Origin of the sequence: Micromonospora sp. NPDC002717, from assembly GCF_040295705.1 — a bacterium.
In the GTDB taxonomy this organism is placed as follows: domain Bacteria; phylum Actinomycetota; class Actinomycetes; order Mycobacteriales; family Micromonosporaceae; genus Micromonospora.
In genome coordinates, this window is sequence record NZ_JBEOVW010000003.1 from 296,263 (window position 1) to 322,463 (window position 26,201).

Below are 26,201 nucleotides of genomic sequence, written 5' to 3' on the forward strand. Positions count from 1 at the left end.
CGGACGTGGCGAGGGACTGTTGTAACACTCCCTCACGGAACGGCCCGGGTCGGGCCCACCGGTAGGTGAGCCCGACCCGGGGTCAGACCGTTCGGATCAGAGCTCGACCGAGGTGAGGTCCAGCTCGCCGACGTTGGTCAGCTCGAGCTTCTTGATCTTCTCCGAGTGGCCGGACTGCTGGCCGCCGAAGTAGATCGGAACCGTGGGAACGTCCTGGTCGATGATGGCGACCGCCTGAGCGAACTTCTCGTGCGCGGCCTCCAGGCTCGGCGCGGAGCTGGCCTCCTTGGCCAGGGCGTCGACCTGCGGGTTGCTGTACAGACCGTCGTTCGAGGAGCCACCCTTGACGTAGAGCGGGTTGACCCAGTTCTCGACGTCCGGGTAGTCCTGCTGCCAGCCGGCGCGGTACATGCCCTTCATCTTGTGGGCGTTGATGTTCTGACGGAACACCGCGAAGGTCGGCATGCCCTCGGCGCGGGCGTTGATGCCCAGGTTGGTCTTGACCTGCTGCGCGACGGCCTCCATCCACTCCTTGTGGCTGGCGTCGGCGTTGTAGTACATGACCAGCTCGCCGGTGAAGCCGCCGGCCTCGTTCAGGAGCTTCTTGGCCTCGTCGACGTTGAACTGGCAGGCGGTGCAGTTACCCGGCTTGGCGCCCGGGGTCAGCGGGTTGGCCCAGCTGTCGGCCGGCTTCCGGTTGCCGAAGAAGATCTTGTCGCTGATCTCCTGGCGGTTGATCGACATCGAGATCGCCTTGCGCAGCTTGGCGTTCTGGAAGCGCTTGTCGTAGATCGGGAAGGCGATGATGCCGGTCGACGGGGTGGTCGAGGAGATCGCCCGGTCGGTCAGGTCCTGCTTCCACTTGTCGCCGGCGAGCGAGGAGACCGGGACCTGCTGCATGAAGTCGATGTTGCCGGCGAGCAGGTCGTTGTAGGCCGCCGTGTCGTCCTGGTAGATCTTGAGCGTGACGTCCTTGATCTTCATCTTGTCGCGCAGCGTGTAGTCGTCGAAGCGCGTCAGCTTGATCTGGACGTCGTCTTCCCACGACACGAACTTGACCGGGCCGTTACCGATCGGCTTCTTGCCGAACGCCTCGGCGCCCTGGGTGAAGAACGCGTCCGGCAGCGGCATGAAGGTGCTGTAGCCGAGCTTGGTCGGGAACACGGCGGTCGGCGCGGCGAGGGTGACCTCGAAGGTCCAGTCGTCGACGACCTTCAGGCCGGACATCTCCTTCTTGGCCGGCTCGGGGGCCTTCTGCGGGCCCTCGGCGCCGTCCGGGTCCTCGGTGTTGACGTCCCCGAAGCCCTGGATGTCGGCGAAGAAGCTGCCGTTCTGCGCGCCGTTCGGCGAGTAGGCGCCCCAGTTCCAGGCGTCCACGAAGTTCTTGGCCTTGACGACGGTGCCGTCGTGGAACTTCGTGTCCTTCTTGATCTTGATGGTGTAGACCTTGGAGTCGGTCGTCTCGATCGACTCGGCGAGGGCGTTGCGCGGAGCGCTGCCGTCGTTCGGGTACTCGACCAGACCGGTCCACATCCAGTCGATGATCTTGCCGCCACCGGTCTCGGTGGTGTTCGACGGGACCAGGCCGTTCTCCGGCTGGGTGCCCTCGATGGTGATCGCGCCGTCGGCGCTGGCGCCGGCGTCGCCGCCGTCGCTGTCGCTGCTCGAGCAACCGGACGCGACGAGCGCGAACGCCGCGCCCAGCGCGACCGCGCTGCTTGCCCGCTTCGAGACTCTCATTCCGAGGGGCCTCCTCTTTCTAACCTGGTTCCGTCGTGGGTTTCACGCACGCAAGGGGGTGACACGTCCGCCGGCCCGCAGCGCGGGACGCCGGTTTCACCGCAGTGAAACGGGACAAGATGTTGTACCGATCCGCCGGGCCGCCCCGCCCGCCGGGCTCGGCACCGCGCACGCGAGACCACCACGGAACACCGTTCACAGACGGCGGCCGTGGTCGTCAGGTCGTACGGAGTGCCTCACTCGAGGGGTGAGGTGCTGCCACTGTGACACTTACCGGCCCGTTCCGTGAAGGTGCCGTTATCAAGCCGTTAGTTGCTCGCCACGTTGCCGATACTTGAAAAAAGATCATGATCGGTGCCGGTCGTACTGCTCTGAGCAGGAAAGACACGGTTCTGCGGGATCGACACCCCGGGCGTACGCTCGACGCTTGTGAGCTTTCCCGCGTCCGCTCCCGCACTTTCGGACGTCGTCCGGGCGCTGGCAGTTTTTGCCCATCCGGACGATATCGACTTCGGCTGTGCGGGCACAATGGCCAACTGGGTGGAGGAGGGCATCGAGGTCGCGTACCTGATCGTCACCCGGGGCGAGGCGGGCGGCTGCGACAGCACCGGGCGCGGGTCGGTGACCCGGCTGCGGGAGGAGGAGCAGCGGGCGGCCGCGGCCGCGGTCGGCGTACGGCAGGTGGAGTTCCTCGACGGGTACGTCGACGGCGTCCTCGCCCCGACGCTCGACCTGCGCCGGGACGTCACCGCGGCGATCCGCCGGCACCGGCCCGACCGGGTGCTGACCAGCTCGCCGCTGCGCCGGTGGGAACACCTCGCCGGGCCGGGCCACCCCGACCACCTCGCCGTGGGCGAGGCCACGACCTGCGCGGTCTACCCGGACGCGCGTAACCCGTGCGCCCACCCCGAACTGCTGGCCGAGGGGCTCCGGCCGTGGGTGGTCCGGGAGATCTGGTACGCCGGCGGCCCGGCGCCGGACCACACCGTCGACGTCACCGGTCAGTACGCGCGCAAGGTCGCCGCGATGCGCGCGCACCGCTCGCAGACCGCGCGGATGGACGTGGAGACCTGGGTCCGGGACCAGCTCACCGCGGCGGCCGACGCGGCCGGGCTGCCGGCCGGCCGGCTGGCCGAGGCGTTCACCGTGCTGCGCACCGGGTGACCTGACCGCCGGACGGGTCCGGCCCCGGCACCGCGCGGAGCGGGTGCCGGGGCCGGAGCCGCGGAACGGACGTCGGTCAGGCCGTGAAGCGCAGCTTGCGACGGCGGACCATCAGCACGGTGACCGCACCCGCGGCCAGCAGCGCCACACCGGCCGCGATCGCGGCGGCGATCGGGGAGCCGGTCAGCGGCAGGTCCCCGCCGTTACTGGCGGGGGAGGTCGACGGGGCCGGGCTCTCGACCGGGGCGCTCGGCGACGGCGACTCCGCCGGGACGCTCGGCGAGGGCGACTCGGCCGGCGCGCTCGGCGACGGCGACTCGGTCGGGGCCGCGGCGAAGGTGGCCTCGGCCTTGGCGGTCACGGTCTCACCGGTGCTGCCGCCGAGGATCAGCTTCTGCGCGGCCTTCTCGCCGGTGAAGAGGAAGACCCGGCCGAAGGAGACCGAGCCCTTGGCGGAGACGGTCGCCTCGACCTCGCCGGCGCCGTCCGCGGTCAGCCAGAACTGCCCACCGTTGGTGGTCGTGGTGACCGGCTTGCCCTCGGCGTCGACCGCCGAGCCGCCGCTGACCGCGACGGCGATGTCGCCGGCCGGGCCCTTGACCGTGAACGGGCCGGCCTTGTCGCCGACCGTGGCCTTGGCGCTGGCCGGGTCGACGCTCAGCTCGGCCTTCGGCTCGGGCTGGTCGGTGGCGTTGGCGACGAGGTAGTCGTGGACCCGCTTGATCACGTCGTACTGCTGCTTGCCGAGCAGGCCCTTGTCCTTGACCCAGTCACCGAGGGTGATCCCGTCACTGAAGTGCCAGATGGCGGTCTGGGTGCCGAAGTAGAGCAGCTTCTTGGCGTCGGCCTTCTCGGGGACGGCAGCGCCGGCGGCGGCCAGCAGCGTCGCCGAGTCGGCGTTCGGGTAGCCGTGGGTGAGCACCCACTGCACCTTGCCGAGGTTCTTCACCTGGGACTCGTCCCAGGTGCCCTCCTTGTACGTGCCGTCGATCGCCACATTGGTGTGGTAGTCGATGCAGAAGGCCGGGACGAGCTTCCCGTCGATCTTCAGCGCCAGCGCGCCGGCGTTCTTCGGCTTTCCGTCGAGCAGCAGCTTGACGCTGCCGCCCACCGACTTGGCCACGCCGGTCGTCTCGGCGGCGGCGGCCGGCGCGGCGAAGCCGAGCGCCAGCGCACCACCGGCGACGGTCGCCAGGGCGATCCGCGCCCAGCGCCGTCCTCGTTGTCCGAACATCAGATTCGCGTACCTCTCCCCAGGGGTGACCCGCCGAACGGCGGGTGAGCGAAGCCGCCGTTCCCGCGGGTTCGCACCACCCGCACGCGAGAACGCGACGGGGCATTATGGGACGCGAATTGATCGTTTGTCAGCCCCTGCGGGCCAGGTTCGTCGCTTCCGCCCGAAATGGAGGGGAAAAGAGGTGGATCACACGAGGCGACGGTCGGCCGCCCAGCGGGACAACTCGTACCTGTTGGACATCTGGAGCTTGCGCAGCACGTTCGACACGTGCGTCTCGACCGTCTTGATCGAGATGTAGAGCTCCTTGGCGATCTCCTTGTAGGCGTACCCCCGGGCGAGCAGCCGCAGCACCTCGCGCTCACGGTTGGTGAGCTGGTCCAGCTCCGGATCGGCCACCGGCGCGTCCGGACGGGCCGCGAACGCGTCCAGCACGAACCCCGCCAGCCGGGGGCTGAACACGGCGTCGCCGTCGGCCACCCGGCGGATCGCGGCGGCCAGCTCCTCCGGGGAGATCGTCTTGGTGACGTAGCCCCGCGCGCCGGCCCGGATCAGCCCGATCACGTCCTCCGCCGCGTCCGAGACGCTCAACGCCAGGAACTTGACCTGCGGATGGGTACGCCGCATCGCCTCCAGCACCGCGCGACCGCCGCCGTCCGGCATGTGCACGTCGAGCAGCACCACGTCGGGCAGCGTGGCGGCGATCCGGGTGACCGCCTCGCCGACCGTGCTCGCCTCCCCCACCACCTCGACGTGCGCACCCAGCTCGGCGCGGACCCCCGCGCGGAACATGGCGTGGTCGTCGACGAGGAAGACCCGCAGCCGCTCCGCGCCGGCACCCGCTCCCTCGACCGGTTCCATCGACTGCTCGGTCATCACTTGTCCCTTTCCGCCGTGGACGAGTCCCGGGAGATCGGCAGGATCAACCGGACCTCGGTCCCCTCCCCCGGCTCGGACCGGATCTCCGCCCGGCCGCCGTGCCGCTTCATCCGCCCGATGATCGAGCCCCGGACGCCGTGCCGGTGATCCTCCACCGTATCCGGGTCGAAGCCCTTCCCCCGGTCCCGGACGAAGACACTGACCTGTTCCGGCTCGACCTCGGCGTACAGCGAGACCGTCTGCACCCCGGCGTGCCGGGCGGCGTTCACCAGCGCCTCGCGCCCGGCCGCGACCAGCGCGCCGACCCGCTCGTCGGTCTCCCGGTCGCCGACCACCACCGCCTCGACGGTGATCGCGAAGGTGTCCTCGACCTCGGCGGCGGCCTGCTCCAGCGCGGCGGCGAAGCGCTCGGTCGGCGATCCGGTGGGCTTGTAGAGCCAGTTGCGCAGCGAGCGTTCCTGCCCCCGGGCGAGCCGCTGGACCGTCTTCACGTCGGCCGCGTTGCGCTGGATCAGGGCCAGGGTGTGCAGCACCTGGTCGTGCACCATCGCGGCCAGCTCGGCCCGCTCCTGCTCACGGATGCGCCCCTCGCGCTCCGAGCGGAGCTGGTTGAACGTCCGCCACAGCACCGGCGCGGCCACCACCCCGACCCCGGCGAGCCCGACCAGGGCGAAGATCACGCCGTTGAGCACCGCGTCGAAGTTCTGCGCCGGGGAGTAGACCGCGGCGACGCCGATTATGCCGACCGCGACCAGCACCCCGCCGCCGATGAACCGGAGCACGAAGGCCCGCCGGTCGCTCTCCTCCACCACCGCGCCCAGCCACGGCACCGGCATGGAGTCGCCCCACTGCCGCCGCCGCTCCGGGGCCGACTGGTGCCAGATCACCCCGGCGCCGACCGCGATGATCGCGACCAGCCACCCGGCGGTGCCGGCCGCGCCGACCGAGTCGAAGACCATCATCTGCACCAGCAGCACGCCGAGGCCGATCGCCACGAACGGCAGCAGCTGGGCGACGTCCCGGCGGGGCGGTACGGCGGTGTCGCCGGGCCGCAGCGGCACGACCGCCCAGAAGGCCGCGTAGAGCAGCAGGCCGAGACCACTCAGCCCGAGCAGCACCATGAAGGCGACCCGCACCCGCAGCACGGAGATGCCGAGGTGGTCGGCGATGCCGGCGGCCACCCCGGCGGCCATCCGGTGCTCGGGGGCGCGGTAGAGGCGAGGTGGCTGGGTCACGGCGTCGATCGGAGGCTCCCTGGTCACGACGGGCACGGGGCGGGCGACCGTTCGCTGCCGGCGCCGGTTCGATCGTCACACGCTGCGCCGCCGCCCGACCACGGGGACGCCCCCGACATTCCGGCCGCCCGGATCTCAGGGTGGGGTCAGGGTCGGGTCCTGAGGTCGTCCGGGCGGTCGGGGCAGCAGGATCGAGGGCATGACCGAGGAAGCTGCCCAGTCCCCCCGTCCCGGGGCGGCACAGCCCGGTGGACCGCCGCCCGCCGCGACGCCCGCCGACGGGACCGCGTCCACCGCCCCCGGGGCGCCGCCGCCGGTGGCCGCGCCGGGCGCCGTCGGGTGGACGCCGCCGCCCGGCGCCGGGCCGGGCGTGGATCCGGGCGCCGGGCCGCAGCCGCCGTCCGGCGGCGCCGGCTTCACCTCCCGGTACGGGCTGGTCCGCCCCCGCGACGGCCGCTACCTGGCCGGCGTCTGCGCGGCGATCGGCCGGGCCACCAACACCGACCCGGTGCTCTGGCGGGTGCTCCTCGCCGTGCTCGGCTTCTTCGGCGGCATCGGCATCCTGGTCTACGTCACCGCCTGGCTGATCATCCCCGGCGAGGGGGACAGCGCCTCCCCCGTCGAGTCGATGCTCGGTCGGGGCCGGTCCAGCATGTCCCCGATCACCGTGATCGTGCTCAGCATCCTGGTCGCGGTCAGCTTCGGCTACATCGTCACCGACGCGTTCCGGGCGGTGCTGCTCGGTGCCACGATCCTGATCGGCGGGGCGCTGATGCTCAACCGGGACAACCGGGGCACCGGGGCCACGCCGGCCGGTACGGTCCCGCCCGCACCGGCCGCCCCGCCCGGCCCGGTGCCGCCGGTCAGCTATCCCGCGCCGGCCGCGTACCAGGCCCCGCCGAGCGTCGCCGTGGCCCCCGGCGGGGCCCCGGCGCCGGCCGCGCCCGCGGACAACGTCCCGGTCACCGGCCAGCCGGCCGAGCCGACCGCCGAGCTGCCCGCCTGGCCGCCGGCCGCCCCGCCCGCGCCGACCGCCCCGCCCGCGCCGGCCCCCTTCCCCGGGGGTACGCCGACCGCCGGCTGGCCGCCGGCCGCGCCCACGTCCGGCTGGCCCGGCGCGACCTCGGGGGGCGCACCGGCCCGCCCCGCGCCCCTGCCGCCGAGCTACCGGCCCCCGTTCGCCCCGCACGGCCCGTACGCCGGCCAGGCGGGCATCCCGCCACTGCCGCCGCGACCGCCGCGACCGCCGAAGCCGCCGAAGCGCCCGCGTGAGCGCTCCCCGCTCGGCGCGGTGACCTTCTCGCTGATCTTCCTCGTCCTCGGCGTGGTCGCCGTCCTCGACCTGCTGGACGTCTTCGACGTCGGGGCGTCGGCGTACTTCGCCGCCACCCTGGCCACCATCGGGCTCGGCCTGCTGGTCGGTACCTGGTTCGGGCGGGCCCGGTGGCTGATCGCGCTCGGCGTGGTGGCCGCCGCCGCCCTCGGGATGGCCACCGTGGCCGAGTCCTACGACCGGGTCCGGGGCGTCGACGGCAACGTGACCTGGGCCCCCACCGACCACCGCGACCTCGCCGTCCGGTACGAGAACAGCTTCGGCGACGCGACCCTCGACCTGCGGGCGGTCGACTTCGACAAGAAGAACACCGAGATCACGGTCTCCGTCAACTTCGGCGAGTGCACCGTGGTGGTGCCGCCGAACGTCGACGTCACCACGGTGACCGACGTCAACGCCGGTGACGCGGTCGTCTTCGGCAAGCGCTCCGGCGGGCTGGACGGCCCGCTCCGGGAGACGACCGACCTGGGTGCCGACGGCGCCGGCGGCGGCACGCTGCGCCTCTACGTCCACGTGAACGCCGGCAACCTGGAGGTGACTCGGTGAAGGCCCACCGCACCGACGTCGTGTCGTTCGCCTTCGGGCTGATCTTCGTCGGGCTCGCCGCGTGGTGGCTGCTCGCCAAGTTGCTCGGGCTCGCCCTGCCACCCGTCGGCTGGTTCCTGGCCGGCGCGCTGATCGTGATCGGTCTCCTGGGCCTGGTGGGCGCGCTGCGCTCCGGGCGCTCCGCCGCGACCGGCAAGGACGCGGCCCCCGCCCCGGACCGCGTCGGGCCCACCTCCGCCCAGCCGGCCGCCGAACCCGCCGGTGACGAGCCGGACCGGCACACCGCCGATGTCGATCCGACCCGGTGGGACCTCGACCGGCCGGCCCCGGCCGACGAGCCGGCGGCATGGGGCACCGGGCGGTCGGACTGGGGCCAGCGGTCCGAATGGGGCGGGCCGTCCGAGTGGGAGGTGTCCGCGCCGGTGTCGGGCACGCCGACGGCCGGCCCACGGACCGGGGACGACGCCGACGAGTCGCCCACCGAGGCGGTCACCGACGTCCGCCCCGACGCGGTCGAGGACCGGCCCGCCGACGAGGACGACCGGCCGGGCCCGGTCGGCGGCGCGCCGTCCGGCGAGGAGCGCCCGCGCGGCTGACCACAGCGGTGCGGCCCGCCTCCGCAGCCGCCTATGCTGGCCGGTGGAGATCTCGCCTCCGCCGGCCGGACCGCGCCGACGTGGCCGCCGAGCCGGCCGGACCGCGCCGCCGTGGCGGTCCCGCCGCGATTCCCGTCTCTACCCCGTCAGGAGCCCGTCCGACATGACGCAGTCCCCCGCCGTGCGCCCCGCCGGCCGCTCCGGTCCGGTCGGCATCGGCGAGCGAGCCGCCCGTACCCTCGTCGCCGAGCTGGCCCGGATGAACGACCCGAAGGCCGCCCTGCTGGTCGGCGCGACGCCGGAGTCCGCGGTGCTGGCCGCGGCGATCGACGCGCTGCTGCCCGGCGACACCCTCACGCTGGTGCCCGCCGGGTCGACCGGCCCCGGGGCACTGCGGGAGCACGTCACCGCCCAGGGTCGCTGGGTCGCCGACCGGGTCCGCGTGGTCGACACGCTCACCGAGGCCGAGCCCGCCGCGGTGGTCATCGCCGGGGAGCCGTTCACCGGCACGGCCGACGAGACCCGCGGCGCCGTCGAGGGCCTGACGAAGTATCTCACCGACGGCGCGGTGCTGAGCGTGGCGACGACCGCCACGCCGGGGCGCACGGCGGGCGCGGCGGCGGAGCTGGACCGGCAGGGCGCGCTGTACGGCGTCGGCACCGACCTGGTGCTGCGCAACAACCCGCCGCTGCGGGTGTACCGGCTCCGCTTCACCCCGGCCGACGCCGCCTCGGCGGCGTCGCTCGCCCCGGCGTACCGCCCGTCGAGCGTGCCGCTGACCCGCGGCATGCACATCGACTCCAACGGGGTGGCTGCCGCCGGCATCACGCTCGGCCTGGCCGCGCTGACCCGGCTCGCCCGGCCGAAGTCGAAGCTCTGGCTGCTCCCCGCCCTGGCCGCCGCGCCGGTGGCGGCCTTCTTCCGGGACCCGGAGCGCGACGTGCCGGAGGACCCGTCGGCGGTGGTCGCCGCGGCCGACGGCCAGGTGCTGTCGGTCCAGCGGCTGCACGACGAGCGCTTCGGCGCGGGTGAGTGGCTGCGGGTCGCGGTCTTCCTCTCGGTGCTGGACGTGCACGTCAACCGCGCCCCGGTCGCCGGCAAGGTGGTCGACTACTTCGTCGCCGACGGCGGCTTCGCCAACGCGATGAAGCCGGCGGCGGAGCACAACGTCGCCGCGTACACGGTGCTGGACACCGCGCACGGCACGGTGGTCGTGGCGCAGCGCACCGGCCTGATCGCCCGGCGGATCGTGCAGCGGGCGCCGATCGGCGCGCTGCTGGCCAGGGGCGAGCGGTTCGGGCTGATCCGGTTCGGCTCGCGCACCGACGTCTACCTGCCGGCCGACGCCGCCGAGCCGCTCGTCGGGCCCGGCGACAAGGTGGTCGGCGGCTCCACCGTCATCGCCCGCTGGCGCTGACGCGGCGGGCACGGGGCAGACACGAAAGGGGCGCCGCGGGATCGCGGCGCCCCTTTCGGCGTACGTAAGGGTCAGGCGGTGCGACGCTGGCGGAGCCAGAGCACCGGGCCGCTGACCAGGTAACCGACCACGATCAGGGCGAAGGTGAGCCGGATGTCGACCAGCGCGCCGATCACCGGGGCCAGCCACACCCACGGCGGCAGCTTGACCAGGCGGGCCAGCTTCGCGTACGGGAAGCTGGAGACCATGGCGAAGGCGAGCAGCGCCACGCCGGCGACCTGGACCGTGCCCGGCACCGGCAGCCCGATGGCGACGGTGAGGGCGAGGACGGCGGCCGCCATCGTGGTGGGCACGCCGCAGAAGAACCGGCCGTCCTTCGGCGAGACGTTGAACCGGGCGAGCCGGATGGCCGCGCACGCCGCGACGAGGGCGCACGCCACCGCCGCCGCCGCGGTGGACACCGACCCGGCCAGCGAGGCGTAGACCACCACGGGGGCGGCCAGGCCGAACGAGCACATGTCGGCCAGCGAGTCCATCTGCGCGCCGAACGGGCTGGCCACGCCGAACTTGCGGGCGAGCGCGCCGTCGAGGCCGTCGAACACCACGCAGGCGATCAGGCACAGCGCGGCGACCCGCACCTCGCCCTGCATGGCGAGGAAGATCGCCAGCATGCCGAGCATCAGGCTGCTGAGCGTGCAGGCGTTGACCACCGCGAACTTCATCCGGCGGGCGACCGTCCGCTCGCCGGGGAGCAGCGGGATCGCCCTCGCCGGCTCGTCGACCGGGGTCGCCGGCGAAAGGGCGGGGCTGACCGGGGCGATCGACGCGACGTCGCCGCGCTCGAACCGGTTCAGACCGTAGCGGCGGCGCGGCCGGTCGGCGTACCGGTGCTCGGGCAGCGACAGGTCGGTGGCGCCGCGCAGGTCGCCGTCGCGGCGGCCCACCCGGACCAGCAGCACCTGCCGGGCGAACGTGCTGCTGCGGCGCAAGGAGCCCGCCCAGCGACGCCCTGCGGGGCGCGGACTGTCAGTGGTACGACGCCGGCGCCATGGGGCTCTCGGCACGTTTCCTCCATCACCGGATCGGCTGACCGCACGGGGGCGGGTGTCCGGCTGTCTCATGCCGGACCTTTCTGGCCCGGCAGCCATTTTGCGGAGTACACCATCGCATAAGGGAACGGGGATTGGCGATAGCTGCCGGCGGTACTTATATCTCCCTTAAACCGCGCGAACCGCCCTCTTACTCCCAACCCGGGCTCCATCGCCCGTTTCCTCCACCAACCCCACATCGAATGTACCGGACGCCCTCGCCACCGGCCCGGCCAGCGACCGCCGCCAGCCCCGATGTCCGATTACGGACCGTCATCAATGTCACAGCCAGCCGGGCGCACCAGGGCGCGGGCCGGCGACCGTCGTCAGCGGGACCGGTGGCCCAGCGCCAGGGCGGCGATCTCGGTGAGCCGCAGCCCGGCGAGCTGCTCCGGGGTGAACCAGGCGGCCCGGGCGGTCGAGCCCCCGGCCAGCTCCGTCACCCGCGGCTCGGTCGGCGCGTCGACCGCCACCCGGTAGACCACCCGGATGCCGTGCCAGTCCAGCGGGCGCCCCTCCGGGCCCAGCGCGGCCGGGTTGTGCAGGTTGTCGACGCCGACCAGCTCGACCACCCGGCCGAGCTGACCGGACTCCTCGACCAGCTCCCGCAGCAGGGCGGCGACCGGCTGCTCCCCGTGGTCGGTGCCGCCGCCGGGCAGGTGCCAGCGGCCGGCCCCCGGGTAGCCGTCGGCGATCATGGCGAGCAGCACCCGCCCGGCCGCGTCGGTCACCAGCCCGTACGCCCCGAAGCGCTGCCGCCGGTCGGCCGACGGCGCGCCCTCGTGGGGCAGCGCCCGGGGCAGGCCCGCCGGCAGGGGCGCGACGGGGAGGCCGAGCACCTCGGCGGTGAACGGCATCAGCGGCACCGCCGCCGCCTCGTCGGGGGCGAACCAGGCCAGCTCGTCGCTGCCGCCGGCCGGCTCCGGCCGCGGTTCGCCGCCACGCACCGCGACGTCGAAGACGAGGCGGTCGGTGTGCACCGCGACCCCGGAGTCACGGAACGTGGCCACGTCGGCGAGCACGGCCCGGAGCCCGGTCACCTCCACGGCGAAGCCGGTCTCCTCGGCGAACTCACGGACCACGGCGTGCGCGGGATCCTCCGCGTGCTCCAGCCCGCCGCCGGGCAGCTGCCACACTCCGGGGAACGGACACGAAGCCGAGCCCCGGGCCAGCAGCACCCGACCGTCGGCGCCCCGACACACCCCGTACGCCCCGACCCGCCGCCGTTCCTCCACCCGCCCGCACTCCCCCGCCCGCGCCGACCCGCTCCGTCGATCATGAGGTTAGCGGCAGCGGAACCGACGTGCCGCCCGGTCAACCTCATGATCAACGGACGGGTGGGAGAAGGGGCGCGGGGGCCGGGTCAGGCCAGTCGGGCGGCCTGGACGGCCTCGGCGGTGACCTCGGTCAGGCGGTCGGTGGGGAGGGCGCCCAGCTCCTCGCGGGCAAACCAGCGGGCCTCACAGGTGGAGCCGCCCACGTCGGCGACGGTGGGCGGGGCCGGCTTGTCGACCACGACCCGGTAGAACGCGCGGACGCCGTGCCAGTCGATCGGGTAACCCTCCGGGCCCAGGGACGCGGCGTCCCGGTGGCTGGCCACGCCGAGCAGCTCGACGAGGCGGCCGGTCTGCCCGGTCTCCTCGACCAGTTCCCGGATCAGGGCCGCGCCGGGCTGCTCGCCGTAGTCCGTGCCGCCGCCGGGCAGGTGCCAGCAGCCCGCGCCCGGGTAGCCGTCGGAGACCCGGGTGAGCAGCACCCGCCCGTCCGGGTCGGTCACCACGGCGTACGCGGCGAAGCGCTGGGCCCGGTGCAGCCCGTCCGGACCGGGCACGGCGTAGAACGAGGGGAACTCCGGCGGCTCGTCCGGCACGATGTCGGCGGACGAGGCGGGCACCCCGAGGGCGCGCGCCGTGAACGACCGCAGCGGCAGCTCGCGGGCCTCCTCCGGGGTGAACCAGCGGGCCAGGTCGGTCGGCCGGTCGACCCGGTCGGTGAGGGTCCCGCCCCGGACGGAGACGTGGTAGATCAGGCGGTCGGTGTGGATGGTGATGCCCCGGTCCGGCAGCGCCCGCATGTCGGCCAGCACGTCGTGCAGGCCGTCGACGGTGACGGAGAGACCGGTCTCGGCGGCGGTCTCGCGGACGACGGTGTGGTTCGGGTCCTCACCGTGATCGACCGCCCCGCCGGGCAGCGACCACGTGCCGGGAGTGCCGGAGCGCTCCGATGCGCGGACCAGCAACACTCGGCCGACCGAATCAGCACAAACTGCGTATGCCGCGATCCTGCGGAGCGGCTCCAGCATGGTGGTCACGGGGCCAAATTCTCCCCCGCCCGGGTTACCTGCATCGAAAAGAGTCAGATTCCTGACTCAATGCTCGCGCCTCAGGGGCAGGTCAGGGTAAGGCTCCGGGCGGTCACCGAGGTCGGCCGGGTCGGCGGCGCGGATGGTGGAGGCATGACTTCCACCGCCTCATCCCAGCCCCCGTACAAGCAGCTCCGCCGCCCCGTCACGGACCGGATGGTCGCCGGGGTGGCCAGCGGCCTCGGCCGCTACTTCGCCGTCGACCCCACGCTCGTCCGGGTGGTCTTCGCGGTCACCGGCCTGCTCACCGGCGGGCTCGCGCTGCTCGCGTACCCGATCATGTGGTTCCTGATGCCCGAGGAGCCGGCCGACGCCCCCGCCTGGCCGCACCCGGCGCAGGCCGCGCCGCCCACGGTGGCGCAGCCGACCGTGGCGCAGCCCACGCCGCCGACCTACCCGCCGGCGGCGTGAGGCCGGGTCACTCCCACTCGATGGTGCCCGGCGGCTTGCTGGTGACGTCGAGCACCACCCGGTTGACCTCGGCGACCTCGTTGGTGATCCGGGTGGAGATCCGGGCGATCACCTCGTACGGCAGCCGGGACCAGTCGGCGGTCATCGCGTCCTCGCTGGAGACCGGCCGCAGCACCACGGGATGCCCGTAGCTGCGGCCGTCGCCCTGCACCCCGACGCTGCGCACGTCGGCCAGGAGCACCACCGGGAACTGCCAGACGCCCCGGTCCAGCCCGGCGGCGGTCAACTCCTCGCGGGCGATCAGGTCGGCCTGGCGGAGCAGGTCGAGACGCTCCCGGTCGACCGCGCCGATGATCCGGATCGCCAGGCCGGGACCCGGGAACGGGTGCCGCCAGACCATCGCCTCCGGCAGGCCGAGCTGGAGACCGAGCGCCCGGACCTCGTCCTTGAACAGCGTGCGCAGCGGCTCGACCAGGCTGAACTTCAGGTCCTCCGGCAGGCCGCCGACGTTGTGGTGGCTCTTGATGTTGGCGGTGCCGGTGCCGCCGCCGGACTCGACCACGTCCGGGTAGAGGGTGCCCTGGACGAGGAACTCGACGTCGCCGTGGGCGGCGATCTCCCGCGCGGCGGCCTCGAAGACCCGGATGAACTCCCGGCCGATGATCTTGCGCTTCTGCTCCGGGTCGGTCACCCCGGCCAGCGCGCCCAGGAACCGGTCGGCGGCGTCGACCACCTTCAGCTTGATCCCGGTGGCGGCGACGTAGTCCTTCTCCACCTGCTCGGCCTCGCCCGCGCGCAGCAGGCCGTGGTCGACGAAGACGCAGGTGAGCTGGTCGCCGATGGCCCGGTGCACCAGCGCGGCGGCGACGGCCGAGTCGACCCCGCCGCTCAGTGCGCAGATGACCTCCTTGTCGCCCACCTGCTCGCGGATCCGGGCGACCTGCTCGTCGATGATGTTCTCGGGCGTCCAGGTCGGCGCGATGCCGGCGATGTCGTAGAGGAAGCGGCGCAGCATCTCCTGGCCGTGCGCGGTGTGCCCGACCTCCGGGTGGAACTGCACGCCGGCCCGGCGGCCGGCCAGGTCCTCGAACGCGGCGACCGGCGCGCCCGCCGACTCGGCGGTCACCGCGAAGCCCGCCGGGGCCTCCGTGACGCAGTCGCCGTGGCTCATCCACACCGGCAGGTCGTCCGGCAGCTCGCGGAGCAGCACGCCGGCCTCCGGGCGGGCGCGCAGCGGGGTGCCGCCGTACTCGCGGTTGCCGGTGCGGGCCACCGTGCCGCCGAGGGCCTGGGCCATCGCCTGGAAGCCGTAGCAGATGCCGAAGACCGGCACTCCGGAGTCGAACATGCCGGCGTCGATCTGCGGGGCGTCCGGCGCGTAGACGCTGGACGGACCACCGGAGAGGATGATCGCGGCCGGGTCCTTCGCCAGCATCTCGGCGACGGGCATCGAGTGGGGCACGATCTCGGAGTAGACGTTGGCCTCGCGCACCCGGCGCGCGATGAGCTGGGCGTACTGGGCTCCGAAGTCCACCACGAGGACGGGGCGAGGCGTGCTCATGTGCAGAAAGCCTACCCACCGTCACGCCCGCGCCCACGACACCCCGGCACACGTCACCCCCGCCGCGCGCGATCTTGCACCTTCCGCCCGGACATGCGGCCCGAAAGCCGCACAACGGGGGCCGAAAGTGCAAGACCGCGGGAGATCAGGGGCGGAGGGCGCCGGGGGCGTGCGGGGGCACCGCCGGGTGGCGCGGGGGGACCGGGTCCATCCGGGCGTACGGGGAGCCCACGGGCGGGCGGGGGTCCGGATCACCCTTGTTGGGCCAGAAGGACATGGCGCGTTCCGCCTGGGCGGTGATGGTCAGCGACGGGTTCACCCCGAGGTTCGCCGAGACCGCCGCGCCGTCGACCACGTGCAGCCCCGGGTGGCCGAAGACCCGGTGCCACGGGTCGACCACGCCGTCGGCCGGGGTGGCGCCGATCACCGCCCCGCCGAGGATGTGCGCGGTCATCGGGATGTCGAACGGCTCGGTCAGCGCCCCGCCGGGCGTACCGCCGATCTCCTCGGCGAGCAGCCGGGCCGCCCGGTTGCCCGCGGGGATCCACGTCGGGTTGGGCACGCCGTGCCCCGGCCCGGAGACCAGGCGCCGCCCCCACGGGCCGCGCCGCAACCGGGTGGTCAGCGAGTTGTCCGCCGACTGCATCACCAGGGCGATCACCGTCCGCTCCGACCAGTCGCGCACCGACAGCAGCCGGGCCGCCGGGCCGGGCCGGCGCAGCAGCGTGCCCAACCAGCGGCGCACCCGGTGCGGGCCGCCGTCGACCAGCAGCGACTGGAGCAGCCCCATCGCGTTGGAGCCCCGCCCGTAGCGGACCGGCTCGATGTGGGTCTGCGGGTCGGGGTGGAACGAGCTGGTGATCGCCACCCCCTCGGTGAAGTCGAGCCCGGCGGCGCGGGCCCGCCGGCGGGGCACCGAGGCGCCGAGGATCGCCTCCGAGTTGGTCCGGGTCAGCTCGCCGAGGCGGGGCGAGAGCGCGGGCAGCGCCCCCTCGGCCCGCATCGCGTGCAGCAGCCGCTGCGTGCCGAGGGCGCCGGCCGCGAAGACGACCTGGTCGGCGTGGACCACCTGCCGCCGTGCGCGCGGCCAGGCCCCGGTGCGCACGGTGTGCACCGCGTACCCGCCGCCGTCGGCCGGGCGCACGGCGGTCACCGTGGTCAGCGGGTGCACCCGGGCGCCGAGCCGCTCGGCCAGCCACAGGTAGTTCTTGACCAGGGTGTTCTTCGCGCCGTACCGGCAGCCCGTCATGCACGCGCCGCAGTGCGTACAGCCGGTGCGCTCCGGGCCGGCGCCGCCGAAGTAGGGGTCGGCGACCCGCTGACCGGGCCGACCGATGTGCACGCCGACCGGGGTGGCGTGGAAGGTGTGCCCGACCCCCATCCGCTCGGCCACCGCCCGCATCGCCCGGTCCGCGGGAGTGACGACGGGGTACGCGGTGACGCCGAGCATCCGCTTCGCCTGGTCGTAGTGGCGGGCCAGCTCGTCGCGCCAGTCGGTGATGCCCCGCCACTGCGGGTCGACGTAGAAGGCGTCCAGCGGCTCGTAGAGGGTGTTCGCGTAGACCAGCGAGCCGCCGCCCACCCCGGCCCCGGAGAGCACCAGCACCCCGCCGCCGGCCTTCCGGTCGGCCGCCCGCAGCAGGGTGATCCGCTGGAGGCCGTAGCAGCCGAGGCGGGGCGCCCAGAGGAAGCGGCGCAGCCGCCAGGAGGTCTGCGGGAACTCGTCGTCGGCGAAGCGGCGCCCGGCCTCCAGCACACCGACCGCATAGCCCTTCTCGGCCAGCCGGAGCGCGGTGACGCTGCCGCCGAAGCCGGACCCGATGACGACCACGTCGTACCGCATGAACGCATCATTACCGCTGAGTAGCCATCGCGCCAGCACGGGTTTCCGCGCGATCATGCTCCCGTCCGTCGATCCGGGGACGCCCACCCGAACCCGGGCCCGGAGTCCGAACGTTGTCTCACACGGGGGTGTCGCATGGCTCAGGGGACAGGGGCACAGCGCCCGAGGTGGGTGCTGGGGCTCGCCGCCCTCGCGGCGGTGGTGCTGGTGGCCGCCGGCGTGCTGGTGGTCACCCGCCTCGTCGGCGACGACGGGTCGCGGCGGATCGGCCCGACCGCCGCCACGCCGACCGCGAGCGCCACACCGACCGCGGATCCCACCCCGAGCCCCACGGCTCCGCCGGGCGCCGGCATCACCGGCCCGCTCAACCTCCTACTGGTCGGGGTGGACACCCGGGTCAGCGTGCCCGGCTGGGAGCCGCACGGCGACGCCGTGCTGGTGGTCCACGTGCCGAAGGGGCTCGACCGGGCGTACCTCTTCTCCCTCCCCCGCGACCTGCTGGTCGACATCCCGGCCTTTCCGAAGGCCGACTACGGCGGCGGGAAGACCAAGCTCACCCACGCGATGAGTTACGGCAGCCGGGTGCCGGGCAAGCCCAAGGAGCCGAGCACCGAGCAGGGCTACGAGCTGCTGCGCAGCACGGTCAGCGGCTACACCGGGCTGCGCTTCGACGCCGGCGCGGTGCTCACCTTCAACGGCTTCGACAAGCTGGTGGACGAGCTGGGCGGGGTGGACCTCTACGTCGACCAGCGGGTGGTCTCGCTGCACCGCCGCCCCGACGGCCGGCACCGGGAGCCCGCCCCGGGCGGCGGCGGCTACGTCGGGCCGCAGATGGTCTACGAGAAGGGCGAGCGACACCTCACCGGCTGGCAGGCGCTGGACTACGCCCGGCAGCGCTACATCACCGGCGGCGACTACGCCCGGCAGCGCCACCAGCAGCAGCTGGTCAAGGCGCTGGTGACCAAGATCCTCGACGAGGACCTGGCGCGGCAGCCGGAGCGCGTCCAGCGGGTGGTGGACGCGCTCGGCGACACGCTGGTCTACGCGGGCGGGCCGCGGATCGTGGACGTCGCGTACGCCCTCGGCGGGCTGTCGCCGGACCGGTTCGTGCTGGTCGGCCTGCCCGGCGAGGGGGTGGGCCAGGGCAGCGCCTACCGGGGCGAGCAGCTCAAACCGACCGGCCGGACGTTCCTCACCGAGCTGCGCGCCGGCCGGGCGGACGCGTACCTCGCCGCCCACCCGGAGCTGCGCGTCAAGGGCTGACCACCGTCACAGCGGCTCGGGCCGGGCGGGGCGCTCGGTGCCGCGCAGCCAGTCGTCGAAGAGGTCGTCGAGCTTCTTGCCCGAGACCCGCTCGGCCAGCGCGACGAACTCGGCCGTGGTGGCGTTGGCGTCCCGCTTCTGCGCCGCCCACGTCCTCAGGATCTCGAAGAACGCCTTGTCGCCGACGGCCACCCGCAGCGCGTGCACGGTCATCCCGCCGCGCTGGTAGACCGACTCGCTGAACAGGTTCGCCACCCCCGGCTCGCCGGGCGGCGTCCGCCAGACCTGGCCGGACGATCCGGCGTACCGGTCGTCGAACGCCTGCTGGGCGGTGCGCCCGCCGTCGTGCTCGGCCCAGAGCCACTCGGCGTACGTGGCGAGCCCCTCGTTGAGCCAGATGTCCTGCCACCTCGCCAGCGACACGCTGTTGCCGAACCACTGGTGGGCCAGCTCGTGCGCGACCACCCCGGTGTTCTCGCCGCTGCGGAAGAAGCCCGCCGAGTAGACCGGGCGGCTCTGCGTCTCCAGGGCGTACCGGATCCGGGCGTCGGAGATCACCACGCCGCCGTACGCCCCGAACGGGTACGGCCCGAAGACGCTCTCCAGGTAGTCGGCCACCTCGACCGTGTCGGCGATCGACCGGTCCGCCGCACCCTCCGGCAGGTCGGTGGTGACCGCGTGGAACACCGGCCGCCCCTTGTGCTTGCCCTCCGTGATCCGGAACTTCCCGATCACGACGGTGCTGAGGTAGCTCGCCATCGGGCTGCGCTCGGCCCACTTCCAGGTGGTCCAGTCGCCGGCCGTGCTCTTCCCCTCCGGCACGCCGTTGCTGACCGCCGTCAGTCCCTTCGGGACGGTGATCTCGAAGTCGTAGGTGGCCTTGTCCGAGGGGTGGTCGTTGACCGGGAACCAGGTGCTCGCCGACTCGGGCTGGCCGAGCGCGATGGCGCCGTCGCCGGTGTGCAGGAAGCCCCCGACGCCGAGGATCTCGTTGCGCAGCGGCTCCGGCTCGCCCTCGTACGCGATCTCGGCGACGAAGCCGTTACCCGCGATCAGGCCGGTGGCCGGCGTGACCACCAACTCGTCGTCCTTGCGGCTGTGCTTCGCCGGGGCGCCGTCCACCGTCACCGACCGCACGGTCAGCCCGGCCAGGTCCAGGTTGAACGCCGACAGGTCCTGCGTCGCCGCCGCCTGGAGCGTGGTGGTGCCGGTGAGCCGGTCCTGCTCCGGGTGGTAGCGGACCTTGACCGTGTAGCGGCTGACGTCGTACCCGCCGTTGCCGTAGGTCGGGAAGTACTCGTCGCCGACGCCGGCCGCCCCGGGCTTGAACTGGCGGGCCGCGCTCGGCGACGCGGCGGTCGTGGCCGGGGCCGGGGCCGGTTCGTCGGCCGACCCGCACCCGGTCAACCCGAGCGCCCCGACCAGCAGCAGGCCGGTGCCCGCGCCCAGAACCCGCCGCGACAGCGTCATCGCCTCGTCCCTTCCCCTGTGCCGCCGGCTGCCCGCCGGCGACCCGTGCCGGACCCGCGCCCGGCCGGTCCGCGGCAGCCTACCGAGCGGCCCTGAAATCCGCGTCAGGGCAGGGCGGGGGCGGAGTCGCCGACGAGCCAGGCGTCGAAGAGCTGGCGCAGGGACCTCCCGGAGACCCGTTCGGCCAGGACGACCAGGTCCTCGGTGGTGGCGTTGCCGCCCCGCCGCTCGGCCGTCCAGGTGCGCAGGATGCGGAAGAACGCGTCGTCGCCGACCGTGCGGCGCAGCGCGTGCACGGTGAGCGCCCCGCGCTTGTAGACGGCCGTGCCGAACAGCCCCGACCGTCCGGGGTCGACGACCGGGCGGGACCAGTCGGTGGCGGCGTACTCCAGTTCGAAGGCGCGCTGCGCGGTGCGACCGCCGTCGTGCTCCTCCCACAGCCACTCCGCGTAGCTGGCGAAGCCCTCGTTGAGCCAGATGTCGCTCCACCGGGTCAGCGTCACGCTGTTGCCGAACCACTGGTGGGCCAGCTCGTGTGCGACCACCCCCGGGTTGGGGCGGCCGTTGCGGAAGAAGCCGGGCCCGTAGACCGGCCGGGACTGGGTCTCGAGCGCGTAGCCGACCCGGTCGTCGGTGACCACGACCCCGCCGTAGGCGTCGAACGGGTACGGCCCGAACCGGCTGGCCAGGAAGTCGGCGATCTCGCCGGTGCGGGCGAGCGAGGCGGCCTCCGGGCCGGTGGCCGGCAGGCGCGCCGGCACGGCGGTGACCATCGGCTTGCCGGCGTGCGAGCCGGTCTCCACCCGGTAGGCGCCGATCACGAGGGTGGTGAGGTAGCTGGCCATCGGTGCCCGCTCGGCCCACCGCCAGGTGGTCCAGCCGTCGGCGCTCGTCCTCTCCCCCGGCACCCCGTTGCTCAGCGCGGCCAGCCCGTCCGGAACGGTCACCTCGATGTCGTACGTGGCCTTGTCCGACGGGTGGTCGTTGACCGGGAACCAGGTGGCCGCCGACCAGGGCTGCCCGAGCGCGATCGCGCCGTCGGCGGTGTGCAGGAACCCGCCGCTGCCGAGCTGCCCGTCGGCCTTCGCGGTCGGCACGCCCGAGTAGTCAACCTCGACCGCGAACCGCCGGCCCTGCGGCAGCCCGTGGCGCGGGGTGACCACCAGCTCGTCGCCGTCGCGCCGGTGCTCGGCGCGGGCGCCGTCCGTCGTGACCGCGGTGACGTCGAGGCCGACGAGGTCGAGGGTGAACCGGGACAGCCCGTGCACCGCCGTCGCCACGACCTTCGCCCGCCCGGTCAACCGGTCGGTCGCCGGGTCGTAACGGACCGTCAGGCGGTAGTGCGAGACGTCGTACCCGCCGTTTCCGGCGCCCGGCACGTACGGGTCGGCGAGGTCGACGCTGCCCGGGCGCAGACCGTCGCGCCCGCCCTGCCGGTCGGGGGCGTCGGTGGTGCAGGCGACCAGCAGCGCGACCGCCGCCACGGCGACGAGCGTCGGCCGGATCCGGTCACGAGTACGACGCACCGGCCGAGCCTATCGGCGCGACCGGTGCGCGCGGTGCTTCTTCGTGCGGTCAGCGGTCGAGGACCAGGCCGACCTTCTGGAACTCCTTGAGGTCGCGGTAGCCGCACTTGGCCATCGCCCGGCGCAGCCCGCCGAAGAGGTTGAGCTGGCCGTCCGGCTCGTCGGCCGGGCCGAAGAGCAGCTGCTCCATCGACCCCAGCGGCTCGCCGGCCACCTCGAACGCGCCCCGGGGCAGGGACGGGTGGCTGGCGGCGGAGTGCCACCAGGCGCCGCCGGCCGGCGCCTCCGCGCAGAGCGACAGCGGCTCGCCGAGCATCACCGCGTCCGCGCCGCAGCCGAGGGCCTTCGCGATGTCGCCCGAGGTCTGGATGTCGCCGTCGGCGATCAGGTGCACGTACCGGCCACCGGTCTCGTCGAGGTAGTCGCGGCGGGCCGCGGCGGCGTCGGCGATCGCGGTCGCCATCGGCACCCGGATGCCGAGCACGGAGTCCGTGGTCGACCAGTCGTCGCCGCCGATGCCGACGATCACACCGGCCGCGCCGGTGCGCATCAGGTGCAGCGCCGTCTTGTAGTCGGTGCAGCCGCCGACGATGACCGGGAGGTCCAGGTCGGCGATGAACTCCTTGAGGTTCAGCGGCTCCTCGGTGGTGGAGACGTGCTCGGCCGAGACGATGGTGCCCTGGATGACCAGGATGTCGACGCCGGCGTCGAGGATCACCGGGGCCAGCGCCAGGGTGTGCTGCGGGCTGACCCGCACGGCCACCGTCCCGCCGCCGGCGCGCAGCTCACGGACCCGCTCGGCGATCAGGTCGGGGCGGATCGGCTCCGCGTACACCTCCTGGAGCCGCTTGGTGGCACGGGCGTCCTCGCCCAGCGCGGACAGCTCCTCCAGGACCTTCGTCGGGTTCTCGTAGCGGGTCCACAGGCCCTCGACGTTGAGCACGCCGAGACCGCCGAGCTGGCCGAGCCGGACGGCGGACGCCGGGCTCATCGTCGCGTCGGAGGGGTGCCCGACGCAGGGGATGCCGAACTGGTACGCGTCGAGCTGCCAGGCGGTGGAGACGTCGTCGACGTCCCGCGTCCGGCGGCTCGGCACGATGGCGATGTCGTCCAGGTGGTAGCCGCGCTGCGCGGTCTTGCCCAGCCCGATCTCGACCACGTCACGCATGGGGGACTCCAGTTGTCACAGGGGGATGGTCAGCGGGAGTGGTAGTTGGGCGCCTCGACGGTCATCTGGATGTCGTGCGGGTGGCTCTCCTTGAGCCCGGCCGCCGTGATCCGGATGAGCTGACCGCGGCGGTGCAGCTCGGGGATGCTCTCCGCGCCGACGTACCCCATCGCGGCGCGCAGCCCGCCGATGAGCTGGTGGGCGACGGCGGACAGCGGGCCGCGGTAGGGCACCTGGCCCTCGACGCCCTCGGGGACCAGCTTGTCCTCGGCGAGCACGTCCTGCTGGAAGTAGCGGTCCTTCGAGTAGGACTTGGCCTGGCCGCGGGACTGCATCGCGCCGAGCGAGCCCATACCCCGGTAGGCCTTGTACTGCTTGCCGTTGATGAAGATCAGCTCGCCGGGGCTCTCCTCGCAGCCGGCCAGCAGGCTGCCGAGCATCACCGTGTCGGCGCCCGCGACCAGCGCCTTGGCGATGTCGCCCGAGTACTGGATGCCGCCGTCGCCGATCACGGGGACGCCGGCCGGCCGCGCGGCGCGGGCCGCCTCCATGATCGCGGTGATCTGCGGTACACCGACCCCGGCGACGATCCGCGTGGTGCAGATGGCACCCGGGCCGACCCCGACCTTCACGCCGTCGGCGCCCGCGTCGACCAGCGCCTTCGCGCCGGCGTACGTGGCCACGTTGCCGCCGACGATGTCGATCGTGACGTCCTTCTTGAGCTGGCGGACCATGTCCAGCACCGCCCGCTGGTGGCCGTGCGCGGTGTCCACGATCAGCACGTCGACGCCCGCGTCGACCAGCGCCCGGGCCCGCTTGTACGCGTCGTCGCCCACCCCGACGGCGGCGGCGACCCGCAGCCGGCCGGCGTCGTCCTTGGTGGCGTTCGGGTACTGCTCGCTCTTGGTGAAGTCCTTGACCGTGATCAGCCCGCGCAGCCGGCCCGACTCGTCGACGATCGGCAGCTTCTCGACCTTGTGCTGGCGCAGCAGGCCCAGGGCGTCGTCCTTGCTCACCCCGACCGGGGCGGTGACCAGCGGGGTGCGGGTCATGATCTCGCGGACGGGGGTGGCCGGGTCGGAGACGAAGCGCATGTCGCGGTTGGTGACGATGCCGACCAGCTGGCCCTCGCCGTCCACCACCGGCACGCCGGAGATGCGGTAGCGCCCGCAGAGCGCGTCCACGTCCCGCAGGGTGTCGTTGGGGCTGGCGGTCACCGGGTTGGTGATCATGCCGGACTCGGAGCGCTTGACCAGGTCGACCTGGAGGGCCTGGTCCTCCAGGGAGAGGTTGCGGTGCAGCACGCCGATGCCGCCCTGGCGGGCCATCGCGATCGCCATCCGCGCCTCGGTCACCGTGTCCATCGCGCTGGAGAGCAGCGGGACGCTCAGGTTGATGTTGCGGGTCAGCTTCGTCACCGTGTTGACCCGGCTGGGCACCACGTCCGACTCGCCCGGCTGGAGCAGCACGTCGTCGAAGGTCAGGCCGAGCGGGACCACCCGGGCCGAGCCGGCGGGCAACTCCGGCAGGTGGCCACCCAGCTCGCCGCTGTCGGCGGCGGTCGGCAGATCGGTGCTGGGCGAAATTTCCACGATTGCTCCCCTGAGCTGCTCGGACGGGCTTCAGCGAGGTGGCGCGGGCGGGCGCCGGCGCACGCCGGGTGACTGCGCGTCGTCCCATCGTACCCACTGACCTGGGCCGCTTCCGCCGGTGGCGGCGCAGGTCACCGAGGGCCCGGGGGCGGACGCGGCCCCTGCGTTGGGTCTACGGTGAGGGGGTGCACGACGAGCCCATCGACCCCTTCAACGGCGACCCGGCCGATCCGGCCGCCGGTCTGCACGATCCGGGCGACGACGCCCCGCTCGACCCGCTGACCGACGTCGAGCGGCAGGACGTGCTGGAAGACCTCGCCGACCTGGAGATCTACCAGGCGCTGCTGGCGCCGATCGGGGTGCGCGGGCTGGTCATCGAGTGCGAGGACTGCCGGGAGCCGCACTACTTCGACTGGGACCTGCTCCGGGGCAACCTGCGTCACCTGCTCAGCTCCGGGCGGCCCCGGGTGCACGAGCCGGCCTACGACCCCGACCCGGACCACTACGTCACCTGGGACTACGCCCGGGGCTACGCGGACGGCGTGCACGACACCCTGACCGAGGGCTCGGACGAGGAGCACGACACGGAGAGCTGAGGCACGCGCGCCGCCGCTGGGGGCACAGGCCGTCAGCCACACCGACAGCTCACCGGCCCGGCGCCGCGCGCTCGGCACCGAGCTGCAGCCGGCGGCCGCGCTCGCCACCCCATCGGCCAGGCGCTTCCGGGCTCAGCCCACCGGCCCGGCATCCGGGCTCAGGCCACCAACCCGGCGCGGAAACCGGCGGCCACGGCGTGCGCGCGGTCCCGGGCGCCGAGCTTGCGGAACAGCCGGCGGGCGTGGGTCTTCACCGTGTCCTCCGAGACGAACAACTCCCGGCCGATCTCGGCGTTGCTCTTGCCCTCCGCCATGCCGAGCAGCACCTGGAGTTCGCGCTCGGTCAGCCCGATCTGGGACCGGCCGCCGCGCGCGCCGGACGCGCCCCGCTGCCCCGCGGGCACCGCCTCCGCCGGCTCACCGGCCGGGTCGGCCGGCTCGGCGGGGTCGTCGCCGCGTTGCGCCGGCACCACGGTCGGCGCGCCGCCCGCGCCGTCGGCGGACGGGGTCGACCAGGCGGGGCCCGGGTCGGCCGGCGGTCGGCCGGCCGGGGTGGCGCGGGGCCCGCCGACCGCCGCGGTGTCCCGCGCCGGGTCGGCGATCCGGCTCCGGGTCGCCCGGCCGGGGGCGACGAGCAGCAGCAGGGCCTTGGCCACCGCGCTGGTCAGGTCGTGGTCCGCGCCCTGGATCAGGCCCCGGGCGCCGGCGCTGATGGTGGCGGCGGCCGCCTCCGACTCCTCGGTGCCGAGCAGCAGCACGGAGGCCTGCGGCGCGCGGGCGAGCACCCGGCGCACGAAGCCCGCGCTGTCCGGCCGGGTGAGGGCCGTGTCCGCCAGAACCACGTCGGCCGGACGCTCGGCCAGACGCAACATCACCTCGGGATCGGAGACGGCGGTCCGCACGACGGCGGACAGCCCGAGCCGGGCCGCCGCGGACGTCAGATGCTGCGCCGCAAGCGGTGTCCGAACGCACACGAGAACCGTACGCACAGTGGTCTCCTCTCCGCCCACGAGCAGACCATGACCGAGTCCGGTCGCGAGGAGGTTCCCGGCAATCCTCCGAACTTTTCCGACAAGTAGGGCATATGCCGCTAGTTGTCCAAGGTTTTCGATCACAGAAGTGTGAGCCGGGGAAGGTCCGGGTAGGGAGCATCCAGGCCGGAAACGGCGCGCCTGCG

General features: G+C 73.7%; 20 protein-coding genes and 1 pseudogene. 7 read left to right on the plus strand and 14 right to left on the minus strand.

The window, feature by feature from the left end:
- Positions 1-96: 96 nt before the first annotated feature.
- Positions 97-1,740, minus strand: coding sequence for a peptide ABC transporter substrate-binding protein (locus ABT006_RS07790; RefSeq protein ID WP_350704008.1), 1,644 nt, complete (start codon positions 1,738-1,740; stop codon positions 97-99).
- 429 nt (positions 1,741-2,169) lie between these two features.
- On the opposite strand from ABT006_RS07790, the gene ABT006_RS07795 reads away from it, so the two are divergent.
- Positions 2,170-2,904 (plus strand): PIG-L deacetylase family protein, encoded by a 735-nt coding sequence (locus tag ABT006_RS07795; protein ID WP_350704009.1) that lies wholly within the window; start codon positions 2,170-2,172, stop codon positions 2,902-2,904.
- Positions 2,905-2,980: 76 nt separating this feature from the next.
- Here the strand turns inward: ABT006_RS07795 and ABT006_RS07800 are convergent, their stop codons facing one another.
- The 3 genes from ABT006_RS07800 to ABT006_RS07810 form a co-directional block, all read right to left on the minus strand.
- A complete protein-coding gene (locus tag ABT006_RS07800) occupies positions 2,981-4,138 on the minus strand; it encodes a thioester domain-containing protein (protein ID WP_350704011.1) in 1,158 nt (385 codons plus the stop codon).
- A gap of 189 nt (positions 4,139-4,327) precedes the next feature.
- A complete protein-coding gene (locus ABT006_RS07805; RefSeq protein WP_350704013.1) occupies positions 4,328-5,014 on the minus strand; it encodes a response regulator in 687 nt (228 codons plus the stop codon).
- Positions 5,014-6,279 carry a PspC domain-containing protein gene (locus tag ABT006_RS07810; protein ID WP_350704015.1) on the minus strand — a complete coding sequence of 422 codons (1,266 nt, stop codon included), beginning with the start codon at positions 6,277-6,279 and terminating at the stop codon, positions 5,014-5,016. The genes ABT006_RS07805 and ABT006_RS07810 overlap by 1 nt, the downstream gene beginning before the upstream one ends.
- A 172-nt stretch (positions 6,280-6,451) precedes the next feature.
- Between ABT006_RS07810 and ABT006_RS07815 the strand changes: the two genes are divergently transcribed.
- The 3 genes and pseudogenes from ABT006_RS07815 (at position 6,452) to ABT006_RS07825 (ending at position 10,144) form a co-directional block, all read left to right on the plus strand.
- Positions 6,452-8,131, plus strand: a complete 1,680-nt coding sequence (locus tag ABT006_RS07815) for a PspC domain-containing protein (protein ID WP_350704017.1) — start codon at positions 6,452-6,454, stop codon at positions 8,129-8,131.
- Positions 8,128-8,388 (plus strand): annotated as a pseudogene (locus ABT006_RS07820) (hypothetical protein); the annotation flags it as partial. The gene ABT006_RS07815 and the pseudogene ABT006_RS07820, both read left to right, overlap by 4 nt.
- A gap of 502 nt (positions 8,389-8,890) precedes the next feature.
- On the plus strand, positions 8,891-10,144 hold the full coding sequence (locus tag ABT006_RS07825; protein ID WP_350704019.1) for a phosphatidylserine decarboxylase: 1,254 nt from the start codon (positions 8,891-8,893) through the stop codon (positions 10,142-10,144).
- Positions 10,145-10,215: 71 nt separating this feature from the next.
- Here ABT006_RS07825 and ABT006_RS07830 read toward each other — a convergent pair whose 3' ends face one another.
- From ABT006_RS07830 to ABT006_RS07840, 3 genes are all read right to left on the minus strand, one after another.
- Positions 10,216-11,133 (minus strand): CDP-alcohol phosphatidyltransferase family protein, encoded by a 918-nt coding sequence (locus ABT006_RS07830; protein WP_350704021.1) that lies wholly within the window; start codon positions 11,131-11,133, stop codon positions 10,216-10,218.
- 425 nt (positions 11,134-11,558) lie between these two features.
- Entirely contained in the window at positions 11,559-12,467 is a 909-nt protein-coding gene (locus ABT006_RS07835; RefSeq protein WP_350704023.1) for an NUDIX hydrolase, read from the minus strand.
- A gap of 128 nt (positions 12,468-12,595) precedes the next feature.
- Positions 12,596-13,543, minus strand: coding sequence for an NUDIX domain-containing protein (locus tag ABT006_RS07840; RefSeq protein WP_350704025.1), 948 nt, complete (start codon positions 13,541-13,543; stop codon positions 12,596-12,598).
- A gap of 144 nt (positions 13,544-13,687) precedes the next feature.
- Here ABT006_RS07840 and ABT006_RS07845 point away from each other — a divergent pair, with 144 nt between their 5' ends.
- A complete protein-coding gene (locus tag ABT006_RS07845) occupies positions 13,688-14,005 on the plus strand; it encodes a PspC domain-containing protein (protein WP_350704027.1) in 318 nt (105 codons plus the stop codon).
- Positions 14,006-14,012: 7 nt separating this feature from the next.
- Here ABT006_RS07845 and guaA read toward each other — a convergent pair whose 3' ends face one another.
- Both guaA and ABT006_RS07855 read right to left on the minus strand, forming a co-directional pair.
- Positions 14,013-15,566, minus strand: a complete 1,554-nt coding sequence (gene guaA, locus ABT006_RS07850; RefSeq protein WP_350704029.1) for a glutamine-hydrolyzing GMP synthase — start codon at positions 15,564-15,566, stop codon at positions 14,013-14,015.
- Between the two features lie 145 nt (positions 15,567-15,711).
- Positions 15,712-17,409, minus strand: a complete 1,698-nt coding sequence (locus tag ABT006_RS07855; protein WP_350704031.1) for an FAD-dependent oxidoreductase — start codon at positions 17,407-17,409, stop codon at positions 15,712-15,714.
- A 135-nt stretch (positions 17,410-17,544) separates the two neighbouring features.
- Between ABT006_RS07855 and ABT006_RS07860 the strand changes: the two genes are divergently transcribed.
- Entirely contained in the window at positions 17,545-18,672 is a 1,128-nt protein-coding gene (locus ABT006_RS07860; RefSeq protein ID WP_350704033.1) for an LCP family protein, read from the plus strand.
- Positions 18,673-18,678: 6 nt separating this feature from the next.
- Here the strand turns inward: ABT006_RS07860 and ABT006_RS07865 are convergent, their stop codons facing one another.
- The 4 genes from ABT006_RS07865 to guaB form a co-directional block, all read right to left on the minus strand.
- Positions 18,679-20,142, minus strand: coding sequence for a M1 family metallopeptidase (locus ABT006_RS07865; protein ID WP_350704035.1), 1,464 nt, complete (start codon positions 20,140-20,142; stop codon positions 18,679-18,681).
- 104 nt (positions 20,143-20,246) lie between these two features.
- Complete coding sequence (locus tag ABT006_RS07870; protein ID WP_350704037.1) at positions 20,247-21,668, minus strand: M1 family metallopeptidase; 1,422 nt, start codon at positions 21,666-21,668, stop codon at positions 20,247-20,249.
- Between the two features lie 49 nt (positions 21,669-21,717).
- The gene (locus ABT006_RS07875) at positions 21,718-22,836 is read right to left on the minus strand and encodes a GuaB3 family IMP dehydrogenase-related protein (RefSeq protein WP_350704039.1); all 1,119 of its coding nucleotides are present in this window, start codon (positions 22,834-22,836) and stop codon (positions 21,718-21,720) included.
- 29 nt (positions 22,837-22,865) lie between these two features.
- Positions 22,866-24,428, minus strand: coding sequence for an IMP dehydrogenase (gene guaB, locus ABT006_RS07880; protein ID WP_350704041.1), 1,563 nt, complete (start codon positions 24,426-24,428; stop codon positions 22,866-22,868).
- A gap of 185 nt (positions 24,429-24,613) precedes the next feature.
- Here guaB and ABT006_RS07885 point away from each other — a divergent pair, with 185 nt between their 5' ends.
- Positions 24,614-25,024 (plus strand): DUF5319 domain-containing protein, encoded by a 411-nt coding sequence (locus ABT006_RS07885; protein WP_350704042.1) that lies wholly within the window; start codon positions 24,614-24,616, stop codon positions 25,022-25,024.
- A gap of 158 nt (positions 25,025-25,182) precedes the next feature.
- Here the strand turns inward: ABT006_RS07885 and ABT006_RS07890 are convergent, their stop codons facing one another.
- Positions 25,183-26,013 carry a helix-turn-helix transcriptional regulator gene (locus ABT006_RS07890; RefSeq protein ID WP_350704044.1) on the minus strand — a complete coding sequence of 277 codons (831 nt, stop codon included), beginning with the start codon at positions 26,011-26,013 and terminating at the stop codon, positions 25,183-25,185.
- Between the last annotated feature and the right edge of the window lie 188 nt (positions 26,014-26,201).

Coding starts and splice junctions, on each gene's coding strand:
- ABT006_RS07790 (WP_350704008.1), bottom strand. CDS start 1,740: ATGAGAGTCTCGAAGCGGGCAAGCAGCGCGGTCGCGCTGGGCGCGGCG.
- ABT006_RS07845 (WP_350704027.1), top strand. CDS start 13,688: ATGACTTCCACCGCCTCATCCCAGCCCCCGTACAAGCAGCTCCGCCGC.
- guaA (WP_350704029.1), bottom strand. CDS start 15,566: ATGAGCACGCCTCGCCCCGTCCTCGTGGTGGACTTCGGAGCCCAGTAC.
- ABT006_RS07860 (WP_350704033.1), top strand. CDS start 17,545: ATGGCTCAGGGGACAGGGGCACAGCGCCCGAGGTGGGTGCTGGGGCTC.
- ABT006_RS07865 (WP_350704035.1), bottom strand. CDS start 20,142: ATGACGCTGTCGCGGCGGGTTCTGGGCGCGGGCACCGGCCTGCTGCTG.
- ABT006_RS07825 (WP_350704019.1), top strand. CDS start 8,891: ATGACGCAGTCCCCCGCCGTGCGCCCCGCCGGCCGCTCCGGTCCGGTC.
- ABT006_RS07875 (WP_350704039.1), bottom strand. CDS start 22,836: ATGCGTGACGTGGTCGAGATCGGGCTGGGCAAGACCGCGCAGCGCGGC.
- ABT006_RS07815 (WP_350704017.1), top strand. CDS start 6,452: ATGACCGAGGAAGCTGCCCAGTCCCCCCGTCCCGGGGCGGCACAGCCC.
- ABT006_RS07800 (WP_350704011.1), bottom strand. CDS start 4,138: ATGTTCGGACAACGAGGACGGCGCTGGGCGCGGATCGCCCTGGCGACC.
- ABT006_RS07805 (WP_350704013.1), bottom strand. CDS start 5,014: ATGACCGAGCAGTCGATGGAACCGGTCGAGGGAGCGGGTGCCGGCGCG.
- ABT006_RS07855 (WP_350704031.1), bottom strand. CDS start 17,409: ATGCGGTACGACGTGGTCGTCATCGGGTCCGGCTTCGGCGGCAGCGTC.